9 protein-coding genes are annotated in these 9,483 nt (G+C 53.6%); 7 read left to right on the top strand and 2 right to left on the bottom strand.

The features are described from left to right. From PHF15_RS16180 to PHF15_RS16150, 7 genes are all read left to right on the top strand, one after another. Positions 1-2,654, top strand: a 2,654-nt coding sequence (locus PHF15_RS16180) for a helicase-related protein (RefSeq protein WP_300122783.1), incomplete at its 5' end; no start/stop codon positions are given. Continuing rightward, complete coding sequence (gene pglZ / locus PHF15_RS16175; RefSeq protein WP_300122781.1) at positions 2,651-4,642, top strand: BREX-3 system phosphatase PglZ; 1,992 nt, start codon at positions 2,651-2,653, stop codon at positions 4,640-4,642. The genes PHF15_RS16180 and pglZ, both read left to right, overlap by 4 nt. A 1-nt stretch (position 4,643) precedes the next feature. After that, a complete protein-coding gene (locus tag PHF15_RS16170; protein WP_300122779.1) occupies positions 4,644-5,372 on the top strand; it encodes a hypothetical protein in 729 nt (242 codons plus the stop codon). Positions 5,373-5,773: 401 nt separating this feature from the next. Beyond that, on the top strand, positions 5,774-6,400 hold the full coding sequence (locus PHF15_RS16165) for a hypothetical protein (RefSeq protein WP_300122777.1): 627 nt from the start codon (positions 5,774-5,776) through the stop codon (positions 6,398-6,400). A gap of 39 nt (positions 6,401-6,439) precedes the next feature. Continuing rightward, the gene (locus PHF15_RS16160) at positions 6,440-7,192 is read left to right on the top strand and encodes a hypothetical protein (RefSeq protein ID WP_300122775.1); all 753 of its coding nucleotides are present in this window, start codon (positions 6,440-6,442) and stop codon (positions 7,190-7,192) included. A 2-nt stretch (positions 7,193-7,194) separates the two neighbouring features. Then, on the top strand, positions 7,195-7,818 hold the full coding sequence (locus PHF15_RS16155) for a hypothetical protein (RefSeq protein WP_300122772.1): 624 nt from the start codon (positions 7,195-7,197) through the stop codon (positions 7,816-7,818). 11 nt (positions 7,819-7,829) lie between these two features. Continuing rightward, positions 7,830-8,411, top strand: a complete 582-nt coding sequence (locus PHF15_RS16150; protein ID WP_300122771.1) for a lytic transglycosylase domain-containing protein — start codon at positions 7,830-7,832, stop codon at positions 8,409-8,411. Here the strand turns inward: PHF15_RS16150 and PHF15_RS16145 are convergent. Beyond that, positions 8,341-8,895 (bottom strand): hypothetical protein, encoded by a 555-nt coding sequence (locus tag PHF15_RS16145; protein WP_300122769.1) that lies wholly within the window; start codon positions 8,893-8,895, stop codon positions 8,341-8,343. The genes PHF15_RS16150 and PHF15_RS16145 overlap by 71 nt on opposite strands. 30 nt (positions 8,896-8,925) lie before the next feature. Beyond that, the gene (locus PHF15_RS16140; protein ID WP_300122767.1) at positions 8,926-9,282 is read right to left on the bottom strand and encodes a hypothetical protein; all 357 of its coding nucleotides are present in this window, start codon (positions 9,280-9,282) and stop codon (positions 8,926-8,928) included. Between the last annotated feature and the right edge of the window lie 201 nt (positions 9,283-9,483).

Here is a 9,483-nt window from a genome sequence, read left to right as displayed (position 1 = left end):
AAGACCTAACTCAGCTGGACAGCATTCAGCCCTCAGCAGACAGCATTCTTCACACGGCTGCAGCTGCCAAGCTGCTGGACGCGATGGAAGACAACTTGCTGCTGGCACCGATCCAGTCCAGCGTGGTGCCACTGCCCCATCAGCTTTACGCGCTCAACCGGGCCATGAGCCAACATCGCATCCGCTACCTGCTGGCGGACGAAGTCGGCCTGGGCAAGACGATTGAGGCGGGGCTGATCCTGCGCGAACTTAAGCTTCGTTGCATGGCCCAACGGGTGCTGGTGGTGGCACCAAAAGGTCTGGTCCGCCAATGGCAGGCGGAAATGCGTCTGCACTTTGGTGAGAAACTGCAATACATCGACCCTGCAGAGCTTGCTGCCTTCCGGCAATGGAGAAATAGTGCAGGTGGCGATGAAGAAAACTTGTGGCGCATGCACGACCAGGTGATCTGTTCACTCGACTCGGTAAAGCCAATTGAAAGCCGGAAAGGCTGGAGCCTGGAGCAGCTGAATAATTACAACCGCGAGCGCTTTGAGGATCTGATTTCCGCCTCGTGGGACCTGGTGATCATTGATGAGTCTCACCGCATGGGTGGCAGTACCGATCAGGTGGCGCGCTACAAACTTGGTGCAGCCTTGGCCGAAGCGGCACCCTACCTGTTGTTGCTGTCAGCTACACCGCACCAGGGCAAGACGGATCAGTTTATGCGTTTGATGCAGTTAATAGACCGGGAATCTTTCCCTGATGAAGGCAGCGTGAGCCGCGATCGAGTGCGACCGTTCGTCATCCGCACCGAAAAACGCAACGCCATCGATGCGGACGGTCAGCCATTGTTCAAACCCAGGGTTACGCGTCTGCAGCCCGTGGCTTGGCAGTCACGCCACGGTGCCCAGCAACGTTTGTACGAGGCCGTCACCGACTATGTGCGCCACTGCTACAACCAGGCGCTGGCAGCAAAGCAGCGCCACATTGGCTTTCTGATGATCTTGATGCAGCGGCTGGTCACCTCCAGCACTGCTGCCATCCGGACAACCCTGGAGAGACGACAAGCGCTTCTGAATGAACCACAGCCGCAAGTGCCGCTGTTCGACGCAGCTGATATGGATGAATGGGCTGAACTGGATGGCCAAACCCAAGTGGACATTGCGGTTCAAACCTCAGGCTGGGTACAGGAAAAAGCCGAGGTGGACTTGCTGCTGACCCTGGCGCGAGAAACTGAAGCTCAGGGCACAGATGCGAAGGCTGAAGCCCTGCTGGAGCTGATTTACAAGCTGCAGCAAGACGAAAACGACCCCGCCATGAAGGTCCTGATCTTCACGGAGTTCGTGCCAACACAGGCCATGCTGGCTGGTTTTCTGGAAAGCCGTGGCTTCTCCGTGGCCTTGCTCAACGGCAGCATGGACCTGGATACCCGTGCAAAAGCGCAGCAGGTCTTCGCGCAAGATGTTCGGATTTTGGTGTCAACCGATGCTGGCGGTGAAGGCTTGAATTTGCAGTTCTGCCATGTGATTGTTAACTTTGACATGCCCTGGAACCCCATGCGCATAGAGCAGCGCATTGGCCGCGTGGACCGTATCGGCCAGCGCCATGTGGTGCGCGCCATCAACTTTGTACTGGAAGACACGGTGGAACACCGGGTTCGGCAGGTGCTGGAGACCAAACTCGAAGTCATTGCGCAGGAGTTTGGTGTTGATAAGGCCTCCGATGTGATGGATTCTGCCGATGCCGAGCCGATCTTTGATGAATTATTCCTGCAAGGTCTTCAGGATCCTGCCTCGATTGAAAAGGCCTGTGATGCTGTGATCGATCAGGTGCGTGACAAGGTTGCCGATGAACGGAAAAACAGCGAGTTGCTGACAGATGCGCATAACTTGGATGCTGATGCCGCTCGCAAATGGCGTGATCACCCTGCACAGTTTTGGCTGGAACGTGCCATCACCTCCGGCTTGCCTGCACGCGGTGGCAGTGCCTTGAAGTCTGGAGATTCGTGGCGCGTGAAGTGGACGGACGGCAGCGAGTCGTCGCAGGTTTGCTTTGATGCCCGCACGGCAGAGCAAAACCCGAGTTTGGAGTGGGTCACGCTGGAGGACCCTCGCACAAGGGCGGTGATCAGCGAGCTCTCAAGGTGCGTCTCTGGACAGCCCTTGCCTGTGATCCAGATCAGCGGTCTGCCCGTGTCGGTGCATGGTGTCTGGTCCTTATGGGAGATCAGTTTGTCGGCAGAAGGCTTTAAGCGCAAACGGTTCCTGCCTGTATTTGCGACCGATGATGGCCGCACTTTTGTACCTACTGCCAAGCGCATCTGGGACCTGTTGTTGACTGAAACGGTCGAGATCAAGGGTGCGACCAGTGTGGAGCAGGCTGTGAGCTGCTTTGACACATCCCTGGCAGCTGCAAAAACCCAGGGTGAGCGGATGTTTGCTGAAATGCTTGGTGAGCACCGCTCGGGGCTCAAGGAAGAACGTGAACGTGCACTGTATGCCTTCGATGCACGAAGTAAGGCCATCGGGCGAATTGGTTTGCCCGCTGTGCGCGAACATCGCCGCAAACGGCTCAATGCCGAGCATCAAACGCGCCTTGCTGTCTTGGACGAGGCGCAAGCCAGCGTTCCTGACCTGAACGCCGTAATGATGATTCGGGTGGGACCACCATGAGCCAATGGATTGACCACATTCTTAAAGAGTTTCCTGAAGACGTCGCGCGGCTGTGGATTGCTGCCGACCCCGATGACGTCTTACTGGATGAACAGGTGCTCGCCAGGTTGCGGGAACGAGGCTTTGAGTTGATGACGTTTGAAGATTCAGTCGCCTTCCGGGCTGAGTATGAAAATCGTTATCGGAGTGCCTGGGATGAGGGGAAGGCAGGACCTTCCAAAGCGCTGATATTGCACTTGCGTGGTATCAATACCAGTGAGTTGCCGTGGGATTACCTAAAGCAGGCAAGGCTCGTCAGCTTGAGCCTGGCCAACGTATTCCCAAAGTTCAGCTATCCGGTTCTGCGACAGATTGGCGCAGAGCACCACGAGGCCCTTTTTGCCGCTCAGGCAAGGCACGCCTCTCAAGTGCATGGCGAAGCTGCAACCAAAGAGTTCATCCTGACGCACATTTTCAGGATCAGCCCGCATCTGTTGTCGCGGCCTGAGGATTTTTGGCGTGAACTTTTACGCTTGCACTATCGAGACATTGGCCTGCCGGTGGTCCTAGCGGAACATGTTGCCCATGTACTCAGTGATCAGGCAGTGCTCAAAGGTCTTCCGATTGCAGAACTGTTTTCATCCAAGAGCGTTTTGCTTCGGCTGGTGCAAGAGGCTTGGTATCGGTATTTATCGCGTTTGGGCATCCACGGGACTCGAATTGGAGAAGAATCGACTTTTGCACAGTTTGGCAAAGTAGACGTTCCGTTTGAGCACCCAGACGTGCGGGTGATCGTCGATGCCATGTTTTTGGATGGGCTGCTCCATCCACTTGCAGTACAAAGCCCACCGTCAGACATTCCAGAATGGGCGCGAGTTGGCATCATCCAAGACCCCTTGGCCTTGCGCAACCTGGTGGCTGAAGGCCTCAAGGGCATTCTCCAATCAATTCCAACGCTGGAGTCTTCTTACCGAGACTGGGCCAGCTTGTCACGCCGGTTTGGCGAAGTCATCGCCCGTTTCAATGCTTTGGATACTGTGCGCGCAGAAGGTCTGAAAGTCGCAATGGCAGAGGTACAGTCTGCCGCCGACGAGCACCTGCGGCAATGGGTAGCCAAACACTATGCAGACTTGCCTTCGCTGCCAGTGGCCAAGGGGCCGGTCATGGTGCATCACGTACCGCGCTACCTGGCAATGCGGCGTGCTGCGGGTGAGTTGAAAGTCGCATTGCTTGTTTTTGATGGTCTGGCTGTGGACCAGTGGGTTCTGATCCGCGAGACCCTGGCGCGGCGAGCTCCAAAACTTGGGTTCGAGGAGAGTGCGTGCTTTGCCTGGCTTCCGACCTTGACGTCGGTGTCCCGACAGGCGCTTTTCTCCGGGCTCAAACCCCGTGAATTTGCTGACACCATTGAGACAACTGCACCTGAACCGGCCCAATGGTCACGGTTTTGGCAAGACCAAGGGCTCCGAGCCAATGAGGTCTTTTACCGTAAGGGCATCAAACGCAATGACCAACTGGCTGAGTTGGATGCTGCCTTGTCTGGCCCGTCGCTCAAGGTTGCGGGCCTTGTGGTGGATACAGTGGATGAGATCGTGCATGGTGCCGTGCTTGGTAAGCGTGGCATTGCCAACCAGATTGAAGGCTGGTGCGAAACGGGGTTCCTGGAGCGGTTGTTCACGCTACTTATCGACAAGGGTTTCCACATCTATCTGACAGCCGATCACGGGAATGTCGAAGCCATTGGCCAGGGACGCCCAAATCAAGGGGTGGCACCTGAAATGCGTGGTGAACGCGTACGAACGTACCGAAGCGAGACGTTGGTGGCGGAGTCTGCCGCCGCTCAACCGAACACATTCCGGCTGGATATCGCTGGTTTACCGGCGAATTTCATGGCTTTATTCGCAGGTGGACGCACCGCCTTTTTGCCCCAGGGCGAACCAGCTGTCGTACATGGCGGCATCTCAGTCGAAGAGCTGTTGGTGCCGTTTGTCAAAGTGACAAGGACATAAATTGAGCCATAACAAAAACCGATTTCTTATTGGGTTTGATCGCTATGTGCAATTGGACTGGTGTGCCGCTGCGCTTGAAGTGGCTACCGGCGTGAAAACTGTTGAGCAAGCGAAGGAAGAAATTGCCATCGTTCTGACGGGCATCGACTCCAGAAGAAAAACTTTTGATATTTTGAAACGCTTATGGATTTCGCCTTTGCCAGCGTATTCGAACTTTGTTGAACGCGGGATAGAGCTCTTCAAACAGCAAGGCCAGAGTTCAGTAGCCCCCTTGAACTGGGGCTGCGCGATGGTGACCTATCCATTTTTTGGGCATACGTCAGAAATTACCGGGCGCTTGATCGCCATGCAGGGCGACTGCTCAATCAAGGAAATTCAACGACGAATGGCCGAGATTTATGGTGACAGAGAAAGTGTTAGCCGAGCTGTGTCACGTGTGCTGCAGTCACAAGAGAATTGGGGCGTGCTTGAGCGTGTAGAGAACGGAAAACGTTTGATTCGAAAACAAGCCATGAGCATCGGCAATGAAACAGTGGCCTTGTGGCTGATCGAAGCTGCGCTGAGGTTTCAAGGCAAAGCTATCGCGGCCGCCACGCTGCCGACGCTGTCTGTGCTGTACCCCTTTTCGTTCGACCAATCGTTGGCCTACATCGTTTCAAAAAGCCCCATGCTGGAACTTCGGTCAGAGGGTGCGAATCAGCAGTTCGTTGCGCTACGCGGAGTGATATGAATCAGCAGATTAGATCCGCACCTGGAAGCTGATTATGTTGAAGCCAAACTTGTTGAGGTTGAAATCATTTTGCACGTCAAGCGAAGCGCGACGCTGCTGTTGATCCGGGGTCTCGGGGCAACGCCCTGAGCAGGGGGCCGCTGCCAAGTTTTTTGCTGCGCATAAAACGTGGGCACAAGGCCCTTACCCTGCACACTGAGTCTCTGCTACTCCCAGGCTGCTGGTGAATTGATTCGCCTGTCAGCACGCCTGTCATTGCATTTTGGTTTGGCTGTCAATGTGCGTGTCGGCAGCTCTGGCCACCGCAATTGATCTGCCTGTCAGCTCGCGTGTCGCGCGCATTGTGTCGCCTGTCGTACCGCCTGTCACGCCAGAACTTGCGCCCTGTCGGTATGGGGATCATGCACAGCATCAGCTCAGAAATCGACTCAATTCTTCGTGAAGAAATTGAACTTGCCCAAAAGGATGACCCTGCGCTGATCGTGCGGTCTGCCTATGAGGTCATTGAAGACTTTTTGAGTCAGGGCATGTCGCTGGAACGAATCGCTGCCGCCCTCCAAAAAAATGACATCAAGGTCACCAAAGGGCACCTGGTGCGGCATCTTGGGATCGTCCGTGAAGAACGCGGACTGAAGCCAATGAAAAGAGGCAGAAAGCGCAAACCCACCTCGACCAATACCGGTTTAACTCGCACCCCGCTTGAATTTAAAAACCCGGTAGCCCAGGATGCATCTCAGGCAAGTCAAGAAAAAACAAAAACGGAAGTTAATCGAACCAGTCCGAGTCAAACCCAATTTCCTGACGAAATAATAAAACTCAAGTTCATTCAAATCAAAGGCGAACTCGTTGATGTCACAAAAATGAATATAGACGATTATTTAACTGTTTCAAAGACACTTCCCGAAAACGGAAAAATCCCCGCTGGGATGTTCGAAGTAATTGCCGCCGAAAACAGAATACGGGGAATGTATGAACGTGCATTATCTCAATATGACGAAGCAATCGCCAAATGGAAGTTTGCCCAATAGTTTCCAGTGTGAATATTTTAAACAACCAAAAGGATAATCATGATCAAATCATATTTTGTTGACGGTGATAAAGGTGGCGTTGGCAAAAGCTTTATGTCCCGTTGCTTGGTGGACAGTTTTATCAATCATGAAGTTTCTGGTATGCCAAAAATTGATAAATTGATTGTCATCGACGCGGACCCGATGAATCCTGATGTGGTGTGCGATAACGGATATAAAACTGAAATCGTCAACGACATCCAGATCATTGGACTGCAACGCCCCATCAAATCAGAAGACGACTGGCTGAATCTGATCAATGAATTGGCTGAAACCCAGATCAATGAAACAGACGAAATCCGTCTTGTCTTTTCCTTGCCTTCTGCGGCCGGCCTTTACATCACGGAGTCCGTTTTAAGCCTGATGGCACTGATGAATCCAACACCCATATGGGTGATGGGTATTGATGCGTCGAGCACCATTCAACTGGAAACCCGCGTGGGCAGGAGTCCCGTGTTTTACCAAGATGGCGTGGTGCTGATCAATTTGAAGCATGGCGCGGGGAAGTCTTTTGAGTTTTGGGACAAATCAAAGATCAGGAAGAGCCTGTTGTCTGGCGAAGACTATTCATGGACCGAACTGGAATTGCCAGCCATGATGCCGCGCGCGGCTGAGTTGATTGGCTCCATGCCGTTGCACACGGTCATTGAAAAGGGCAATGTGGTCGGTTCAGGGGTGGCCATCGGCACGCGCACAGTCGCCCAAACCTACCGTGGCATTGTTGGCCGGAAGCTGGCCGCCCTGGAGTCTTGAAGATGAGTGATATTGATGAAGAAGAGCTGCGCGTCATCAACCAAATTACAGGTGTTGTTGCTGCTGTGCCGCGGGCTGCAACGTCTCCTGCGCTTGCCCGACGCCCTGGCACCTTGATTGATGAATTGACGGCACGGCTTGCGCCCGCTGGTTTGCCGTCTGATGTGCAAAACATCGTTGATGTGGCGGTACGGGCGGGCATGGGTGAAAGTGATCCCAACTGGATCTGGCTCTTGCCCGTGTTGTTGCGCCAGGTGCCTGCTGCAGCCATGCGCATTGAGTTTGAAGCGCTGTCTGGCGCGCTGGTCAAAGGTTCGCCAGGCCAGGTAAGGGGGCCCAGTCACGATGATGAAAATCTTGAATCGATTGTGTCGATGATGACGGCCATGCGAGGGGAATTGCAAAAGTTTCCGCGCCGTGTCGGTGAGACTTTGAAACCTGCAGTGGCTGAGGCTGTGGTAGATGCGCTGGAAGCTGCGCCTGGTCGGGTCAAAGTTGACCTGGATGATGCCAGGCTGATTGCCACAGCGCGTGAGGCATTCATATCGTTCTATGTGCTGGCAGCTGCCGGGCTGGGTGCGTTTTCAACCGTCGCTGCGTTCATCCTTGGCGCCAAATTTGGTTAACGGAGGGCGCCATGCTCGAACTCTTGATGATGTGCGCACCCGCCGTCGATCCGGTCATCACGGCCGCTGTGGTGAAGCAGGAATCCGGCGGCCAGCCCTGGGCGGTCAACAACAACACGACCCGAAAATCAGTGACTTTTGAATCAAAAGCTGCTGCTGTGGCCGCTGCGGTGGCAGCTGTCGGCCGCGGTGAAAGCGTCGATATGGGCTTGGTGCAAATCAACAGCAAGAATTTGCCAGCGTTGGGTCTGTCGGTGGAGCAAGTGTTCGACCCTTGCATCAACATTGCTGCCGGGGCAAATATTCTGGCTGCGGGCTATGAACGGACCGGCTCGCTGGGCAACGCCTTGAGCATTTACAACACCGGCCGGTCTGATTCAAAAGTGGGTGTTGCCTACGCACAAAAAGTCTTTCAACAAGCCGGCGTGAAGGTGCCTGGAATACCCGGTGGCCAGCTGTCAAAACTGCCTGAGATGCCTTCGTTTGCAGCCAACCCTGCTCTGGCGCCAGTACGGCTGACGGTTACACCGTCACCATCTGTCGCTGGGCTTTCGCCCTTGCGGGCGGCTTTGCAGCCCGCAACTTGGCGTTGAACCGCCTTTGGGCATTGGCCACAATTTCCTTCTTGAGCTGGGATAAAACGGCTCTGCCATTGGCACCTGTGAAGCCGAACGCGTCACCCAGATCGCTTCCCGCCAAATTGTTCAGTTCGTCAATTTGATCGAGTTCACGGGAAAACGCCGCCTCAAACTGCAGGCGCTGCTCAAACTGATCGGCCATTTCATCCGGTGATTCAATGTCGTCCTGAATGTCGATCTTGCCCTCGTCGTCCTCATCGTTCGCCCCACCCAACCGCCTTCCACTGCCACCCAGGCTTTCCAGGTTGTTACCTCTGATTTTGTGCTTGAGCAACTCAAACAGTGCGCCTTCATGGCCTGGTTGAAAAATGTCCAGGTTCTTGCCTTCAAACTGCCTGGAGAGATAAAACGTAATAATTTCCTGCTCAATATCACGTGCATCTTCACGCAGTTTGAAAGCCCACTTTTTCGACAATGATTCAAAGTGTTTGACATCCATTGAGCACCACCTTTCTGGATCAACAAATAACTACGCTACGTGCGGTATTTGAAAGATATTGGCTTTGATTAACTTGTCAATCTGCTTCTGCAACAACAGTGGCAATTCGGTACAGTCATTCACACGTTTGAATCCTGAAGCCAGTGCCTTGAGCGCAGCCTGGAGTGCTTTGACAGTAATCTTCCAGGTGCGAGCTTGACCCAGTTTTTGCCAGGTTCGACTCAGTAAGAATGCCTTTTGAAGCAGTTTTTGGTACGCCTGATATTTTTTGACTGCAGCGACAAACGCTGAATCACTGTTGCATACCGTCTTCAGGGTTTGCAGGTTTTTTAAATCACTCGTATTCGCTGTTTTGATAATGCCGATGGCGACGTCTGCTACCTTCATTGCTATCCCTTGAAAATGTGTTGATGGCTGTAAATATACAGAGTGGCCACAATTTCACAAGCAGAATAAATAGCCAAAAATAAGGCAAATAGCTGGCCAATAGTGGGACAACCGACAGCAAGTAAAAAATCGAAATACCCAAGCTACCTTGAAGGTCTTTGGACTCGGCACGCATTCAAAAATTAGGGACAACAGGGTGCT

The sequence above is a fragment of the Rhodoferax sp. genome (assembly GCF_028689295.1).
In the GTDB taxonomy this organism is placed as follows: Bacteria; Pseudomonadota; Gammaproteobacteria; order Burkholderiales; family Burkholderiaceae_C; genus Rhodoferax.
The sequence above is the reverse complement of the archived record's forward strand: the minus strand, read 5'-3'. Positions and strand labels throughout refer to the sequence as shown.